A 14,230-nucleotide genomic window follows, 5' to 3' on the forward strand; every position below is an offset into this window, starting at 1 on the left:
CCCCCGCAACCAAACCCTACCAAACATATCAAAGGGCTCCGGGGAAACTCGTAGCCCTTTTTGCGTCCGGAATATAAAATCGGACCCGCACCGCTGCCAACGGCAAAACAGGGTTCCTGGTCGTAAAATCAATCCCGCTACGCACTTCCATGACCAATTCCATCTTCGGGATTGCCATAGACCCCAAAACGGTGATGATGCGCCATCATTCCAGTTCGGATAAAAGCTGCCGTGACCGCTGATCCCTTGCATATCCTCAAGACCGTCTATGGCTACGATGTGTTTCGTGGGCGGCAGGCCGAAATCATCCAGCACGTGGTGGCGGGCAATAATGCTTTCGTTTTGATGCCGACAGGTGGTGGGAAGTCGCTTTGTTACCAGATTCCAGCGCTTGCACGCGACGGTATGGGGCTGATCGTCTCGCCGCTCATCGCGCTGATGGTCGATCAGGTCGCTGCCCTACGTCAGGCGGGCGTGCGGGCAGAGGCTCTTAATTCCGATCTCTCTCCTGAAGAGCGGCGCGCGCTCTGGCGGGATATGCGGGCCGGTAAAGTCGACATTCTTTATGCCGCACCGGAAACCCTTCTCAAGCCGGATGTCCTGGACGCCCTCCAGCCCATTGCCCTGTCGCTGATCGCTATCGATGAAGCCCATTGCCTGTCTCAATGGGGGCATGATTTCCGGCCACCTTACCGCCAGCTTGATACGCTGATCGAGCGTTTTCCCGACACGCCACGTATGGCGCTGACAGCAACGGCCGACGGCCCCACGCGCACCGAAATTCTCGGTCACCTCGGAATTGAAGAGGACGACGCCTTCATCGCCGGGTTCGATAGGCCCAATATCCGCTATGCGATCTTGGAAAAGGATAATCCACGCGCGCAGTTGAAGCGCTTTCTGAAGGACCGCGACGGTGAAAGCGGCATCGTCTATTGCCTTTCCAAACGAAAGGTGGATGAAACGGCCGCATGGCTGCGGGAGGAGGGGCGCGACGCGCTGCCCTATCACGCTGGCATGGACAAGGCGGCCCGCGAGGAAAACCAGACCCGTTTCCAGCACGGCGAGGCGGTCATCATTGTCGCGACCGTCGCTTTTGGGATGGGCATAGACAAGCCCGATGTGCGCTTCGTGGTTCATATCGATTTGCCCGGCAGCATCGAGGCCTATTATCAGGAAACGGGCCGAGCCGGCCGCGATGGCCTGCCGTCGGACGTACTCATGCTCTATGGCTACGAAGATATTGCCCTGCGTAATCGTTTCATCGAAGAGTCTGATGCAGCAGACCAGCGCAAATATATGGAGCGCCAGAAGCTCGATGCGCTGCTCGGCCTTGCGGAAACCGCGAGTTGCCGCAGGCAGGTTCTGCTGTCCTATTTCGGCGACCGGTGTGAGCCCTGCGGTAATTGCGATACCTGCGCCGAGCCGCCGGACCTGTTTGACGGGGCCATCGCCGCACAGAAGCTTCTGTCCTGTATTTATCGCACCGGTGAACGTTTTGGCCAGGCCTATGTCATCCGCGTGTTGCTGGGTGTCGAGGATGAGCGGATTTCCCGCTTCGGACATGATCGCATCACGACATACGGTATAGGTAAAGAACATGACAATCGCACCTGGCGCGCCATTCTGCGTCAACTGGTTGCGTTACGTATGATTGAAGTGGATCTGTCCGGGCATGGTGGTCTGTCCATTTCCGAAGATGGACGGCGGTTCCTGCGCGAAAAACCTGCGTTGATGCTGAGGATACCATCTGCTCCGCGTTCCGCCCGGCAACAGACGCCCCGCAACACGGTATCGACGATTTTGCCTGAAGCTGATCGCAGTCTTTTTGAGGCACTGCGTGCGAAGCGCATGGAAATTGCCCGTGCGCAGAACGTTCCGCCCTATGTGATTTTCCACGACAAGACCCTGATAGAACTTGCCACGGCAAAACCGGTCTCTGCGAAGGAAATGGCTGGGATCCCCGGCGTCGGAGACACCAAGCTGGAGCGCTACGGGCCAGCCTTTCTGGCGGCGATCATGCAGCACGCCGCTGGCGAGTGACCGGCAGAAATCGAATGAAGAGCCGGGTAAGCAAAAATCGGTGGGCTCTGACAAAGGCTCAGCCGGTCGTGTCCTTGAACAGAACGTTCTGATCGATGAGGTAGCGCGAAAACAGCGGTAGGCTAGCACCGCCGATTGCCCGCGCTTGGCTACCCACCGCACCTTCGATGATGTCAGGCAGCGTGACACCCTGCAAATCGTGGTGTTTAAGGGCAAGGCGGGTGGCGGCTACGATCCTTGTTCTGACCCAATCGGGAAAACCGCCGTCGATGATGACGCTCGAAAAATCGATGATGGAGGCGGCGGCAATGACGGCCTGCGCCAGAGCTGCAGCAGTTTTTCGAATCCAGCTTTCCAGCGGCTCGCCGAAATCGATCCACTCGTCTGGAGAAAACCACAGGGGACGAGGATCGATGCCCCTTTCTCGCAGCATGTTTTCCAGAACGAAGATCGACGCGATTTTCAGAAGCTGGACGGTATTGCCGTCCTGCCCCTGCACCGGCAGGGGGCCGATAGCGCCGGCCGTTCCGGTCTTTCCGGAAAACAGCGCCGAATTCAAAACGACGCCGCCGCCAATGAAGGAGCCGATGAAGACGTAGAGAAAATCCGGATAATGCTGGCCTGTCCCGAAAACCAGTTCAGCGCCACAGGCACTGGTCGCGTCGTTTTGCAGAAAAACGGGATAGCTGACGCTTTCAGCAATCTCCGACCGGATATCGACGCCCCGCCATCGCTCCATTTCAATCTGCGGAGCGCCCACTTCCTGCGCCCAGTTCCACAATTCGAATGGCGCGGCGATGCCGACGCCGGCAATTTTCTCTCGCTCGGCCGGCGAAAGCTTCGATTCGAGCTCCGTTATGCCGTCGATTACGAATGGTAATATCCATTCCGGCAGGGGATAGGGATAGGTTCTGCGCAGCTTGAGCCTGATCCGGCCGACAAAATCCATCAGCACGAGATCGACGCTGCGCCGGCCGATCTTTACACCAAAAGAAAAGACGGCGTCAGGATTAAGCCGCATCGGCGTCGATGGCTGGCCGACTTTGCCGCGCAGTCTTTCACCACGAATGAGAAGCCCGTCCTTTTCAAGCGACCGCATGATGACGGAGACGGTCTGCGCCGAAAGTCCGCAAAGTCTTGATATTTCGGCTTTTGACAGTCCGCCGTGGCGGCGAACGAGGGACAGCACGAGCCGCTCATTATAGGCGCGCACCCCGATCTGGTTGGCGCCGCTGCTTATATCCATGGTAGTGGGCGACGCCGGCGGCGCCGTCTCGACAGATTGTCTCATATGTCATCCTCCCGCCCGCAATATCCGTCGCGACCGATACAGCAGGCTTTATGGCAATCTTGCTATCGCAACGTTAAACGACGCGGCGATATTCCTCCCTGCCGCCTATTAGAATGCCATAGAGAATTAATAATTCAATCGGATTTATTTATTGACAGCCGTTTCCTTTGATGGTTCCATCTGGGTCAACGATCATCGCTCTCGGAGGAGACGGGATCGTCGGGTAACCGTCACGGTGCTCAAATATCCATTGGGAGGATCTCATGAAGACCACTGTTTCCGCTCTTCTGGGCGCGCTTGCGCTTGGCGTTTCTTTCGCGTCCGTTGCGTCTGCGGCCGATACTTCGGTTTGCCTCATCACCAAAACCGATACCAATCCCTTCTTCGTCAAGATGAAAGAAGGCGCGACCGCCAAGGCTAAAGAGCTGGGCGTGACGCTGAAATCCTATGCCGGCAAGATCGACGGCGATTCCGAAAGCCAGGTTGCCGCCATCGAGACCTGCATTGCCGATGGCGCCAAGGGTATCCTGATCACCGCATCGGACACCAAGGGCATCGTTCCGGCCGTGCAGAAGGCGCGTGACGCCGGTCTTCTGGTCATCGCCCTCGATACACCGCTCGAACCCGTTGACGCAGCCGATTCCACCTTCGCCACCGACAATCTTCTCGCCGGCGAACTGATCGGCAAATGGGCCGCCGGCAGCCTCGGCGACAAGGCCAAGGATGCGAAAATCGCCTTCCTCAACCTCACCCCCTCCCAGCCGACGGTCGATGTGCTGCGCAACCAGGGCTTCATGAAGGGCTTTGGCATTGACGTGAAGGACATCAACAAGATCGGCGACGAGAGCGATCCGCGTATCGTCGGTCACGATGTCACCAATGGTAACGAAGAAGGCGGCCGTGCAGCGATGGAAAATCTGCTGCAGAAGGACCCGACCATCAACGTCGTCCACACCATCAACGAGCCTGCGGCTGCCGGCGCTTATGAGGCGCTGAAGGCGGTCGGCCGCGAAAAGGATGTTCTGATCGTATCCGTCGACGGTGGTTGCCCGGGCGTCAAGAACGTGGCGGAAGGCGTTATCGGCGCAACCTCACAGCAATACCCGCTGCTGATGGCGGCGCTCGGCGTGGAAGCCGTCAAGAAGTTTGCCGATACGGGCGAAAAGCCGAAGCCGACCGAAGGCAAGAACTTCGTCGATACCGGCGTGACGCTGGTAACCGACAAGCCGGTCAAGGGCCTCGACTCGATCGATACGAAGGAAGGTCTCAACAAGTGCTGGGGCTGATGCCTCACCTTTGAAACCCGCGGGGGCATTCGTGCCCCCGCCCTTGGACCAGAGAATATCAGGCACGATCCGGGGGATCGGACAAAGGAATAAACGAGCGCGTTGCGCGCCCCTGCGGGGATGACATAGGCCGCTTCACAACACTTTGAAATCTACGCATCATTCTCTTTGGAGATAGACCCCGGTGTCAGGGCTGATGCGATAGAGCGATCGGGAGGAAAATCCAATGAGCGATCAGCCGGTGCGGGCTCAGCCGCATAATGAATTTGAAAAGGTGCTTTCGGAAAGTTCGACGCAGGTCGCCGCTTTCGATACGCACGACAAGAGTGCGCTGGAAAAATTCCAGCATTTTCTCCATTCCAGCCCGGCGGCGGTGCCGCTTATCGTTCTGGTGCTGTCGCTGATTATTTTCGGCCTGCTCCTTGGCGGCAAGTTTTTCTCCGCCTTCTCGCTAACCCTCATCCTACAGCAGGTCGCGATCGTCGGCATCGTTGGCGCAGCGCAATCGCTGGTCATCCTGACGGCCGGCATCGACCTTTCGGTTGGCGCGATCATGGTTCTGTCCTCCGTCGTCATGGGGCAGTTTACCTTCCGTTACGGTCTTCCGGCGGAGCTTTCCATTCTCTGTGGCCTCGCCGTCGGCGCATTTTGCGGCTTCATCAACGGCGTTCTGGTTTCGCGCATGCGCCTGCCGCCCTTCATCGTCACGCTTGGCATGTGGCAGATCGTGCTTGCGACCAACTTCCTCTATTCCGCGAATGAGACGATCCGGGCCCAGGACATCGCCCAGCAGGCGCCGATCCTGCAGTTCTTCGGCGCGAATATCCGTTTCGGCAACGCGGTCTTCACCTATGGCGTCATTGCCATGGTTCTGCTGGTCGCCCTGCTCTGGTATGTGCTGAACCGCACCGCCTGGGGCCGCCATCTTTATGCCGTGGGTGACGATCCGGATGCTGCGGAACTCGCCGGTGTCAACGTCAAGCGTATGCTGACCACCGTTTACACCCTGTCCGGCCTCATCTGCGCCTTTGCCGGCTGGGCCCTCATTGGCCGTATCGGCTCGGTTTCACCGACCGCCGGCCAGTTCGCCAATATCGAATCCATCACGGCGGTGGTTATCGGCGGTCTGTCACTGTTCGGCGGACGCGGCTCCATCATGGGCATGATTTTCGGCGCCCTGATCGTCGGCGTCTTTTCGCTCGGCCTCCGGCTTATCGGAACAGACCCGCAATGGACCTATCTGTTGATCGGCGTCCTCATCATCTTGGCTGTCGCAATCGATCAGTGGATCAGAAAGGTAGCAGGCTGATGGCAAAAGAACCCATTCTCACAGCACGCAATCTCGTCAAGCGTTATGGTCGTGTGACCGCCCTCGACCATGCCGATTTCGATCTTTATCCGGGCGAAATCCTGGCCGTGATCGGCGACAACGGCGCCGGCAAATCCTCTCTCATCAAGGCGATTTCCGGTGCGGTGACACCCGATGAAGGGGAAATCCGGCTCGAAGGCCAGACCGTGCAGTTCCGCTCGCCGATCGAGGCGCGCAAGGCTGGTATCGAGACGGTCTATCAGAACCTTGCGCTGTCGCCGGCACTTTCCATAGCCGACAATATGTTTCTCGGCCGCGAAATCCGCAAGCCCGGCATTCAGGGCAGCCTGTTCCGGGCGCTCGACCGCCCGGCCATGGAAAAATTCGCCCGCGAAAAACTGTCGGAACTCGGCCTGATGACGATCCAGAACATTAATCAGGCGGTGGAAACCCTCTCCGGCGGTCAGCGCCAGGGCGTGGCGGTGGCGCGTGCGGCCGCGTTCGGCTCCAAGGTTGTCATCCTCGACGAGCCGACGGCGGCACTTGGCGTCAAGGAAAGCCGTCGCGTTCTCGAGCTTATTCTGGATGTGCGCTCACGCGGTCTGCCGATTGTCCTGATCTCGCATAACATGCCACATGTTTTCGAGGTCGCGGATCGCATCCATATCCATCGGCTCGGCAAGCGCCTGTGCGTCATCAATCCGAAGGACTATTCCATGTCGGATGCTGTTGCCTTCATGACCGGCGCCAAGGAAGCACCGAAGGAAACGCTTGCCGCATGACGCTGAAGCTCGAGACGATCGTCGAAGACGTTCTTCGGCGGGCAGAGGGTCAATCCCGTTTCATCATAGCCATTGCCGGTCCCCCTGGGGCCGGCAAATCCACGCTGGCGGATGCTCTTTGCGAGGCCTTGTGCGCGCGAGGCGAAACGGCTGCCGTCCTGCCCATGGATGGCTTCCATATGGACAATGGCATTCTTGAGGAACGGGGACTGCTGCCGCGAAAAGGCGCACCTGAAACTTTTGATGTGCGCGGCTTCCTTGATATCGTGTCCGCCGTCCGCAAGGGCGGGCAGGAGGTACTTGTTCCGGTTTTCGACCGCTCCCGGGAGATCGCCATTGCGTCCGCGCGGGCGATTGCGCCGGAAACACGCCTTATCCTTGCCGAAGGCAATTATCTGCTGCTGAACGAAGCGCCCTGGACAAACCTTTCCGAGAGCTTTGACCTCACCATCTTCGTGGGCCCGTCCGTCGCCGTGCTGGAAGAGAGGCTGCGGAACAGATGGCAGGGTTATGGTCTCGATGCCGCTCAGATCCATGCCAAGCTTTTCGAAAACGATCTTCCCAACGGAAAAAGGGTGATCGAAAACGCGCGTCCAGCCGATATTCATATCGATATCTGGGAATAGATTAACGCTTTCCAGTTCTTTACCGGCAAAGCGCGTTTGCCGTTAAGCCTTTGTTGACCATGTGTTGAATCTTTTTGATCCACAGGGTGGGGCTTTTGTGTGTCTATTCATTGACGTAAAAATTTCCTCATATACTATATGTGGTGTTCAAGGTTCTTCCGATTCGCAAGGGTTGGGAGCTAAGACGGGAATTCGGTGCGTAACGCCATCATGGCGGAACAAGGCCGAAACTGCCCCCGCAACTGTAAGCGGCGAGCATCGTTCCGATTTGGGTCACTGGAGCCAAAAGCTCCGGGAAGGCCGGAATAGATGTTGTGACCCGCAAGTCAGGAGACCTGCCTTGAGCGCAAACGTCCACGGGCGGGGTGTCCGGAGGAAGGTGTTGACGCAAATGATTTGCGTGCGCCCTTTTCTGCCCCCTCCAGAACAAGCTTCGGGGTGAAGTCATGCCAGTGCATTTCTTTAAGTTGCTGCGCTCGTCGGCGTAGAGAGTGATTTTGTGCGGCTTGCAGCATTTTGGGAAAACCGGACCCCGGTTTCCATCCGAAAATGCGAAGAGTTGCCTGGGCTACGCGCCTCACCAGAATGACAGATCCACCGCCACCCGATTGCGATTGTAATCGGCAATGTTGAGCCGTGTCCGAAATCGGCTTCGAGAGAGGAAATCATGACCGTCACCGTTTACAGCAAACCCGCCTGCGTCCAGTGCACCGCCACCTATCGTGCGCTCGACCGCATTGGTGTTCCCTATGAGATCATCGATATATCCGAAGATGCGGATGCGCTCGATCACGTCCGGGGTCTTGGTTACATGCAGGTTCCCGTGGTCGTCGCCGGCGAACGCCATTGGGCGGGTTTCCGGCCGGATATGATCGGCTCGATCAGCTGAGGCGGTAAGGCGATGGGCCTGATCGTCTATTATTCCAGCCGCTCTGAAAACACCCATCGTTTCCTTCTGAAACTGGGGCGGCGTTTGTTTCGCCTGCCGCTCGGCGCTGAGGACGACGTGCCTCATGTGTCGGAACCCTATGTGCTGGTCACCCCCACCTATGGGGGCGGCGGCACCAAAGGGGCCGTGCCTAAGCCGGTCATCCGGTTTTTGAACGAGCCCTCCAACCGAAATCTCATTCGCGGCGTCATCGCGGCGGGAAACACGAATTTTGGCGCCGCTTTCGCATCCGCCGGAGATATCGTCTCGCGCAAATGCGCGGTGCCGTTTCTCTATCGCTTCGAGCTTCTCGGCACGGAAGAAGACGTCGCCAACGTCAAACATGGATTGGAACGATTTTGGACACGCTGACCTCGAGCGCGCTGCGCAAGGACGCCAAACAGCCGGCAGCCGCAAGCCAGAAACCGCTTGATGCGGGGCTGGACTATCACGCGCTGAACGCGATGCTGAACCTTTACGACGAGAACGGGAAGATCCAGCTCGACAAGGATCGGCTGGCCGCCCGGCAATATTTCCTCCAGCACGTCAACCAGAACACGGTATTTTTCCATAACCTCAGGGAAAAGCTCGATTATCTGGTGACGGAGGGATATTACGAGCAGGAGGTGCTGGACCAGTATTCCTTCAATTTTGTTCGTGACCTCTATGACGAGGCCTATGCCCGGAAATTCCGCTTCCCGACCTTTCTCGGCGCCTTCAAATATTACACCTCCTATACGCTGAAGACCTTCGACGGAAAACGTTATTTGGAGCGTTATGAGGATCGCGTCTGCATGGTGGCGCTGGCCCTTGCGCGTGGTGATGAGCAGCTTGCCCGCAATCTGGTCGATGAAATCATTTCAGGCCGCTTCCAGCCGGCCACCCCGACATTCCTCAATGCCGGCAAAAAGAGCCGCGGCGAGCTGGTCTCGTGTTTTCTGCTGCGGGTGGAAGACAATATGGAAAGCATCGGCCGCTCCATCAATTCGGCCTTGCAGCTTTCCAAGCGCGGCGGCGGCGTGGCGCTGTCCTTGACCAATATTCGCGAATTCGGAGCGCCGATCAAACAGATCGAAAACCAGTCTTCCGGCGTTATTCCCGTGATGAAGCTGCTGGAAGATTCTTTTTCCTATGCCAACCAGCTTGGCGCACGCCAGGGTGCTGGCGCGGTCTATCTACATGCCCATCACCCTGACATCATGCGCTTCCTTGATACCAAGCGCGAAAACGCCGACGAAAAAATCCGCATCAAGACGCTGTCGCTCGGCGTGGTGATCCCCGACATCACCTTCGAACTCGCCCGCAACAACGAGGACATGTATCTGTTCTCGCCCTATGATGTGGAGCGGGTCTATGGCGTGCCGTTGACCGAGATTTCGGTCAGCGAAAAATATCACGAAATGGTCGCCGACAGCCGCATCCGCAAGAAGAAGATCAAGGCGCGCGAATTCTTTCAGGTGATCGCCGAAATCCAGTTCGAGAGCGGTTACCCCTACATCATGTTCGAGGACACGGTGAACCGCGCCAATCCGATCGCCGGCCGCATCAGCATGAGCAATCTCTGCTCGGAAATCCTGCAGGTCAGCGAAGCGAGTGAATTCAATGCCGATCTGTCCTACAGCCATATGGGCAAGGATATTTCCTGCAATCTCGGTTCGCTCAACATTGCCGCTGCAATGGATTCGGCCGATTTCGGCAAGACCATCGAGACCTCCATCCGGGCGCTGACAGCAGTGTCTGATATGAGCCACATTTCCTCCGTCCCCTCGGTGGAAAAGGGCAATGATGCGAGCCACGCCATCGGGCTCGGCCAGATGAACCTGCACGGCTATCTGGCGCGCGAACGCATCTTCTACGGTTCCGAAGAGGGCGTCGATTTCACCAATATCTATTTCTACACCGTGACCTATCATGCCATCCGCGCCAGCAACCGGCTGGCGGTGGAAAGAGGCCAGAGCTTCAAGGGCTTTGAAAATTCGAAATATGCCTCGGGTGACTATTTCGACAAATATACCGACCGGGAATGGTTGCCCGCGACCGAAAAGGTGAAGGAACTGTTCGAAAAGGCCGGCATTGCCATTCCGACGCAGGAGGACTGGAAGGCGCTGAAGCAGGACGTCATGGCATCAGGTCTTTATAACCAGAACCTACAAGCCGTGCCGCCGACAGGTTCGATCTCCTATATCAACCACTCGACGTCTTCCATTCATCCAATCGTCTCGAAGATCGAAATCCGCAAGGAAGGCAAGATCGGCCGCGTTTATTACCCGGCTTCCTATCTCTCGAACGACAATCTCGAATATTATCAGGATGCCTATGAGATCGGTCCTGAGAAGATCATCGACACCTATGCGGCGGCCACCCAGCATGTCGATCAGGGCCTGTCTCTGACGCTGTTCTTCCGCGATACGGCAACGACGCGCGATATCAACCGGGCGCAGATCTACGCCTGGAAGAAGGGCATCAAGACGATCTACTACATCCGTTTGCGCCAGATGGCGCTGGAAGGCACGCAGGTTCAGGGCTGCGTTTCCTGCACGCTCTGAATTGAGGGACAAGACAATGAACATCGCCGTAAAACCCGCGTCCCGCATTCGCGCGGTCAACTGGAACCGCATCGAGGACGACAAGGATCTCGAAGTCTGGAACCGCCTGACCTCGAATTTCTGGCTTCCGGAAAAGGTGCCGCTCTCCAACGACATTCCCTCCTGGGGAACGCTGAAGCCGGAAGAACAGAAACTGACCATCCGTGTCTTCACCGGGCTGACATTGCTCGACACCATCCAGAACGGCGTCGGCGCCGTGCGGCTGATGGCGGATTCGGCCACGCCGCATGAGGAGGCCGTGCTCTCCAACATTTCCTTCATGGAGGCCGTGCACGCCCGCTCCTATTCCTCGATCTTCTCGACGCTATGCTCCACGCCTGATGTCGACGATGCCTATCGCTGGTCGGAGGAAAACGAGTTCCTGCAACGCAAATCCGCACTCATCATGCGCGAATATGACAGCGGCGATCCGCTGAAAAAGAAGATCGCCAGCGTGTTCCTGGAAAGCTTTCTGTTCTATTCCGGCTTCTACCTGCCGATGTTCTGGTCAAGCCGCGCCAAGCTTACCAATACGGCGGATTTGATCCGCCTCATCATCCGCGACGAGGCCGTGCATGGCTATTATATCGGCTACAAGTTCCAGCGGGCGGTGGAGCGCCTCGGCGAAAAGGAGAGACAGGAGATCAAGGACTTCGCCTTCGATCTCCTGCTCGAACTTTACGATAACGAGGCGAAATATACCGAAGACCTCTATGACGGCGTTGGCCTGACCGAGGATGTCAAGCAGTTCCTGCATTACAACGCCAACAAGGCCCTTATGAATCTGGGTTACGAGGCGCTGTTTCCCGCCGAGGCCTGCCGGGTCAATCCAGCGATCCTGTCGGCACTCTCACCTAATGCCGACGAGAACCACGACTTTTTCTCCGGTTCCGGCTCGTCCTATGTCATCGGCAAGGCGGTCGCGACTGAAGATGAAGACTGGGATTTCTGAAACCCTGATGTCAGCAGGAACCCGAAAAGCCTATTGCGGGTTCACCACCTGGCTCGCAAGGCGGAAGGGGCTGGAGACCGTTGCGCCGATCGCATCGAAAACGAAGGCTCCTGCACTATTGATATCACCGCCGCGCCTGCTTGCCTCCAGCTGCGGAACCATGGAGGCCAGCGCGGCATAACGGTCGTGATTGAGTGGGTCCGACGCCTCCAGATTGGAGATATCGACGAATTGCACGCCCTCTTTCAGGGCCGCTTCCTGAACCTGCGGATCGGTGACGTCAAGCGCACCGATGCGGGTGACATCGGCACCCAGTATGGAGGATGCTTTTAAGGCCCGGTCGTCCTTGGACACCAGCACGGTGAGTGGCGGATTGAGCCGGCCGACGACCTCGATCTGCTTGCGGAAGACATCGGCGTCGATATCGGGCGCAGCCAGCACCACCTGCAGCTTGGCGATGACATCGTTCCTGCCTTCGAAGCGCAATTGCCGCAACGCTTCCATCACCAGCCAGCCGCCCATGCTGTGACCGAACACGACGACGCTTTTTCGTGGTGTCTGCCGGGTGAGGTCGGTCAATAGGGCGGCCAGCGCATCACGCGAATAGGTCGCCGATTCCTTGTCGGCGACGTAGCCGGTGACATTGGCCTGCGAAGGCCAGGAAAAGACTAATGGCACGCCATTCATATTGGCATCGGCAGCCATTTGCGCCGCGCGGAAAAGGGCTTCCTGATAGCTGTAATTATAGCCATGCACAAAAAGTGCGATCTGCTTGCCAGAGCGGGCAATATCGCCGAGATCGGCGTTGAAGGCCGTCTTCGTCAACATATCGGCCTTGGTAACAACGAAGTCCTTCTTCGGGTCCGGCTTGCCGCTGGACCACTCGATTTTTCCGCTTTTATGGGTAGGAGGAATGGAAATATCGAAGCGCGCATAATTCGGCTCGGCCGCCCGTTCCGTCCCGAAGCCCTTTTTTGCGTCCTTGTTTCTCTCGCGTGTACTCGCCACATAGGCGGTTACGATTTTGGTGCCTTTGGCCCTGGTGTCCACAGCCTGCAGCACATCCGCCCCCGGTCTGCCCGCGCAGGATGAAAGAACGCTGAGGGTGAGAAGGAGCGAAAAAATCAGGCGCATGAATGGGCTACCGATGACAAGGAACGGCTGATAAATAACCGGCCGTCAAAAAAGTTGCTACTGGAGAATGAATTGTGCTGCTGCGGTGGTCTTCGATGTGGAGAGGCATTCCCCACCTTGCTATCCGGACATGTTCGTTTTAGGCCGTAAAGATGACGAACAAGGTGTCGCTTTTACGGCTGAAACTCACGGACTTCCGCAATTATGCGGCGGCTGCGCTCACGCTCGATGACCGCCATGTGGTGCTGACGGGCGACAATGGTTCCGGCAAGACCAATCTGCTTGAGGCTGTCTCCTTTCTCTCACCCGGAAGAGGCCTGCGCCGGGCCACTTTATCCGACGTAACACGGGTGGGGGCGGAGGCTGCCGGTTTCTCGATTTTTGCCGATGTCGAAGGCATGGATGGCGAAGTCGCCATCGGCACCGGGATCGAAGGTGACGGAGAGGTGGTGTCGCGTCGCCTGAGACTGAATGGCACGCCCGTCAAATCCGTCGACGAATTGACCGACCATCTGCGGGTGCTGTGGCTGACGCCCGCCATGGATGGCCTCTTTACCGGCTCATCATCGGATCGCCGGCGTTTCCTCGACCGGCTGGTGCTGTCGCTCGATCCAGCTCATGGACGGCGGGCAAGCGATTTTGAAAAGGCCATGCGCGGCCGCAACCGCCTGCTTTCGGAAGGCCGCTTTGATCCGGTCTGGCTGGACGGTATCGAAAAGCAGATGGCCGAACTCGGCATATCCATGGCCGTTGCCCGTTATGAGATGCTCGGCCTTCTGAAGAGCCTGATCGAAGGGCGGGCGGGCAATGCCGCTTTCCCGTCGGCAGCGCTCTCGCTCTCCGGTTTCATGGACGATGGGCTCAACCGCCCTGCCGTCGATCTGGAGGATGAATACAGGCTTATGTTGCGCGATGGCCGGTATCGCGACGCCGCTGCCGGCCGTACGCTGGATGGGCCGCACCGCGTCGATCTCTTCGTGCGTCATGCGGAAAAGGACATGGAGGCCGAACGCTGTTCAACCGGGGAACAGAAGGCGCTGCTGGTGGGGCTGGTGCTTGCCCATGCGCAGCTCACCGCCAATATGACCGGCCATGCGCCGGTCCTGCTGCTGGACGAGATCGCCGCCCATCTGGATGAGGGCAGGCGGGCGGCGCTGTTCGATCTCATCCACGCGCTTGGCGGCCAGAGCTTCATGACGGGAACGGATGCGGCCATGTTCTCGGCCCTTGGTGAGCGGGCGCAGTTCTTCAATGTCTCCCACGGGAGCATCACGGCATGATTGCAGAGAGATGGAGT

General features: G+C 57.9%; 12 protein-coding genes and 1 riboswitch. Of the genes, 10 read left to right on the forward strand and 2 right to left on the reverse strand.

Features of this window, described 5'->3' with window-relative positions:
• Positions 1 to 231: 231 nt before the first annotated feature.
• A complete protein-coding gene (gene recQ, locus DA915_RS00005) occupies positions 232 to 2,040 on the forward strand; it encodes a DNA helicase RecQ (RefSeq protein WP_107674690.1) in 1,809 nt (602 codons plus the stop codon).
• Between the two features lie 58 nt (positions 2,041 to 2,098).
• Here recQ and DA915_RS00010 read toward each other — a convergent pair whose 3' ends face one another.
• Complete coding sequence (locus DA915_RS00010) at positions 2,099 to 3,331, reverse strand: ROK family transcriptional regulator (RefSeq protein ID WP_107674692.1); 1,233 nt, start codon at positions 3,329 to 3,331, stop codon at positions 2,099 to 2,101.
• 263 nt (positions 3,332 to 3,594) lie between these two features.
• Between DA915_RS00010 and DA915_RS00015 the strand changes: the two genes are divergently transcribed.
• The 8 genes from DA915_RS00015 (at position 3,595) to nrdF (ending at position 11,799) form a co-directional block, all read left to right on the forward strand.
• Positions 3,595 to 4,617 carry a sugar ABC transporter substrate-binding protein gene (locus DA915_RS00015; RefSeq protein WP_003507133.1) on the forward strand — a complete coding sequence of 341 codons (1,023 nt, stop codon included), beginning with the start codon at positions 3,595 to 3,597 and terminating at the stop codon, positions 4,615 to 4,617.
• 226 nt (positions 4,618 to 4,843) lie between these two features.
• Complete coding sequence (locus tag DA915_RS00020) at positions 4,844 to 5,926, forward strand: ABC transporter permease (protein WP_107674694.1); 1,083 nt, start codon at positions 4,844 to 4,846, stop codon at positions 5,924 to 5,926.
• On the forward strand, positions 5,926 to 6,708 hold the full coding sequence (locus DA915_RS00025) for an ATP-binding cassette domain-containing protein (RefSeq protein WP_107674696.1): 783 nt from the start codon (positions 5,926 to 5,928) through the stop codon (positions 6,706 to 6,708). Before DA915_RS00020 ends, DA915_RS00025 begins: the two co-directional genes overlap by 1 nt.
• Positions 6,705 to 7,334, forward strand: coding sequence for a nucleoside triphosphate hydrolase (locus DA915_RS00030; RefSeq protein ID WP_099085773.1), 630 nt, complete (start codon positions 6,705 to 6,707; stop codon positions 7,332 to 7,334). The genes DA915_RS00025 and DA915_RS00030 overlap by 4 nt, the downstream gene beginning before the upstream one ends.
• A gap of 133 nt (positions 7,335 to 7,467) precedes the next feature.
• Positions 7,468 to 7,692: riboswitch (cobalamin riboswitch) on the forward strand.
• 309 nt (positions 7,693 to 8,001) lie between these two features.
• The gene (nrdH, locus tag DA915_RS00035; RefSeq protein ID WP_003507138.1) at positions 8,002 to 8,223 is read left to right on the forward strand and encodes a glutaredoxin-like protein NrdH; all 222 of its coding nucleotides are present in this window, start codon (positions 8,002 to 8,004) and stop codon (positions 8,221 to 8,223) included.
• A 12-nt stretch (positions 8,224 to 8,235) separates the two neighbouring features.
• Positions 8,236 to 8,634 (forward strand): class Ib ribonucleoside-diphosphate reductase assembly flavoprotein NrdI, encoded by a 399-nt coding sequence (gene nrdI, locus DA915_RS00040; RefSeq protein WP_003507140.1) that lies wholly within the window; start codon positions 8,236 to 8,238, stop codon positions 8,632 to 8,634.
• Positions 8,622 to 10,808, forward strand: coding sequence for a class 1b ribonucleoside-diphosphate reductase subunit alpha (gene nrdE, locus DA915_RS00045; protein ID WP_107674698.1), 2,187 nt, complete (start codon positions 8,622 to 8,624; stop codon positions 10,806 to 10,808). The genes nrdI and nrdE overlap by 13 nt, the downstream gene beginning before the upstream one ends.
• Before the next feature lie 16 nt (positions 10,809 to 10,824).
• Entirely contained in the window at positions 10,825 to 11,799 is a 975-nt protein-coding gene (gene nrdF, locus DA915_RS00050) for a class 1b ribonucleoside-diphosphate reductase subunit beta (RefSeq protein ID WP_003507143.1), read from the forward strand.
• Between the two features lie 30 nt (positions 11,800 to 11,829).
• On the opposite strand, the gene DA915_RS00055 is transcribed toward nrdF, so the two are convergent.
• Positions 11,830 to 12,933, reverse strand: a complete 1,104-nt coding sequence (locus DA915_RS00055; protein ID WP_099085770.1) for an alpha/beta hydrolase — start codon at positions 12,931 to 12,933, stop codon at positions 11,830 to 11,832.
• Between the two features lie 152 nt (positions 12,934 to 13,085).
• Here DA915_RS00055 and recF point away from each other — a divergent pair, with 152 nt between their 5' ends.
• Positions 13,086 to 14,213, forward strand: a complete 1,128-nt coding sequence (recF, locus tag DA915_RS00060; protein ID WP_003507147.1) for a DNA replication/repair protein RecF — start codon at positions 13,086 to 13,088, stop codon at positions 14,211 to 14,213.
• Positions 14,214 to 14,230 lie beyond the last annotated feature (17 nt).

The sequence above is a fragment of the Agrobacterium sp. LAD9 genome, assembly GCF_003031125.1.
GTDB lineage: Bacteria > Pseudomonadota > Alphaproteobacteria > Rhizobiales > Rhizobiaceae > Agrobacterium > Agrobacterium radiobacter.

Excerpts from the sequence above, each read along its gene's own strand:
- DA915_RS00020 (WP_107674694.1), top strand. The coding sequence starts at position 4,844 with ATGAGCGATCAGCCGGTGCGGGCTCAGCCGCATAATGAATTTGAAAAG.
- DA915_RS00030 (WP_099085773.1), top strand. The coding sequence starts at position 6,705 with ATGACGCTGAAGCTCGAGACGATCGTCGAAGACGTTCTTCGGCGGGCA.
- DA915_RS00025 (WP_107674696.1), top strand. The coding sequence starts at position 5,926 with ATGGCAAAAGAACCCATTCTCACAGCACGCAATCTCGTCAAGCGTTAT.
- DA915_RS00010 (WP_107674692.1), bottom strand. The coding sequence starts at position 3,331 with ATGAGACAATCTGTCGAGACGGCGCCGCCGGCGTCGCCCACTACCATG.
- DA915_RS00055 (WP_099085770.1), bottom strand. The coding sequence starts at position 12,933 with ATGCGCCTGATTTTTTCGCTCCTTCTCACCCTCAGCGTTCTTTCATCC.
- nrdH (WP_003507138.1), top strand. The coding sequence starts at position 8,002 with ATGACCGTCACCGTTTACAGCAAACCCGCCTGCGTCCAGTGCACCGCC.
- nrdF (WP_003507143.1), top strand. The coding sequence starts at position 10,825 with ATGAACATCGCCGTAAAACCCGCGTCCCGCATTCGCGCGGTCAACTGG.
- recF (WP_003507147.1), top strand. The coding sequence starts at position 13,086 with ATGACGAACAAGGTGTCGCTTTTACGGCTGAAACTCACGGACTTCCGC.
- nrdI (WP_003507140.1), top strand. The coding sequence starts at position 8,236 with ATGGGCCTGATCGTCTATTATTCCAGCCGCTCTGAAAACACCCATCGT.
- DA915_RS00015 (WP_003507133.1), top strand. The coding sequence starts at position 3,595 with ATGAAGACCACTGTTTCCGCTCTTCTGGGCGCGCTTGCGCTTGGCGTT.